This window comes from Actinomyces polynesiensis, assembly GCF_000820725.1.
Lineage (GTDB): Bacteria > Actinomycetota > Actinomycetes > Actinomycetales > Actinomycetaceae > Pauljensenia > Pauljensenia polynesiensis.
In genome coordinates this window covers 1-1,699 of sequence record NZ_CCXH01000128.1, presented here as the reverse complement: position 1 = coordinate 1,699, position 1,699 = coordinate 1, and the positions used below count along the sequence as shown (strand labels likewise).

Annotated in this window: 1 pseudogene; it reads left to right on the top strand. The window is 73.1% G+C overall.

The features are described 5' to 3' along the window. A pseudogene (locus TA90_RS06045) lies at positions 1–1,431 on the top strand (Mur ligase family protein); the annotation flags it as partial. Between the last annotated feature and the right edge of the window lie 268 nt (positions 1,432–1,699).

The window sequence follows — 1,699 nt, the reverse complement described above, 5'->3', positions numbered from 1 at the left end:
GCCACGACATCGCCCCGGGCTGGCTCTTCGTCGCCGTGCCCGGGCTCACCCAGCACGGGATCCGCTTCGCCCACGCGGCCGTGGAAGGTGGCGCGGTCGCGGTGCTGACGGACCCCGAGGGTGCGCGCCAGGCCGCTGAGCTCGGCCTCGACCTGCCCGTGGCGGTGGTCGAGGACCCACGTGCCGCCACGCCGCTCGTCTCCGCCACCGTGTACGGGCACCCGGCGGACCACCTGACGACGATGACCGTCACCGGGACCAACGGGAAGACGACGACGACCTACCTCATGCGCGCGGCCCTCACGGTCGCCCACCCCGACCCGGCGCTGTGCGGCACGGTCGAGACACTCGTCGGGGACCTCCACATCCGTTCCGTGCGCACCACCAACGAGGCGCCGGTCGTGGAACGCCTCCTGGCCCTGGCCGTCGAGGAGGACCTCGGTGCCGCGGTGGTGGAGACCTCCGCGCACGCCCTGAGCCTGCACAGGGTCGACGGGATCGTGTTCGACGTGGCGGGGTTCACCAACCTCCAGCACGACCACCTCGACTACTACGGCGACATGGAGCACTACTACGAGGCGAAGAGGATCCTCTTCACCCCCGCGCACTCCCCGGTGCGGCGTGGTGTGCGTGGACGACGAGTGGGGGCGCCGCCTCGCCCACGAGGCGGAGGTCCCGGTGGTGACGGTGTCCGCCCTCACCGACACACCCGCCGACTGGACGGTCCGGGGCATCCACCCCGACACGCGCACCTCCCGCACCGTCTTCACCCTGGTGGACCCCTCCGGGACCGCCCGCGAGGTCGCCTGCCCGATCCCCGGTGAGGTGAACGTCCAGAACACCGTCGTCGCCATCGTCTCGGCGGTGGCCCTGGGACTCGACGTGGACCGGGTCATCGACGCCGTGCAGCACGCCCCGCAGGTACCCGGGCGAATGGAGAAGGTCAACGACGACGCCCGGGTGCAGCCCCTGGTGGTCGTCGACTACGCCCACACCCCGGAGGGCCTGGAGTGGACCCTCCGGTCCATCCGCGAGTTGACGGGCGGACGGGTGGTGCTGGTCTTCGGGACCGACGGGGACCGGGACCCCTCCAAGCGGGAGGACGTGGCCGAGACCGGGGCACGCGGGGCGGACGTCCTGTGGGTCACCGACGAGAACCCCCGGACGGAGGACGCCTCGTCGATCCGCGCCGAGCTCCTCGCGGGGATCGCCCGGGTCAGGCCGGGGATGGAGGAGGTCGTCGAGGTGACCACCTGCCGACGCGACGCCGTGCGCCGCGCGATCCTCTCGGCCGGCCCCGGCGACACCGTGGTCATCACCGGCAAGGGGGCGGAGTGGTACCAGGAGGTCCAGGGCATCAAGCACGTGTACAACGACGTGCCGGTGGCGCGTGAGGTCCTCACCCAGGACCCCCGCATCCAGGCACTCTGACCTCCCCCCGTCCAGCGTCCCCCGCGCCCCGCTGTGCCCCGTGGGGACGAGCGCCCGGTCACGCCCTCGCCACCCCGCCCCGGCCACCGTGTGGCCTCCTGCGCGTGAGTCTGCGCACCCCCGGTGGGGTCCGGCCCGCGTCGGGCGCCACCGCGCCCGTAGGATTGGCCCGTGAACGACGACGAGACGACAACCCCTCCGCAGGGAGCCGCATCCCCCGCGACGACGGGACCCGGCAGCGGGGTCGGTGACCAGACGGTACCCGTGG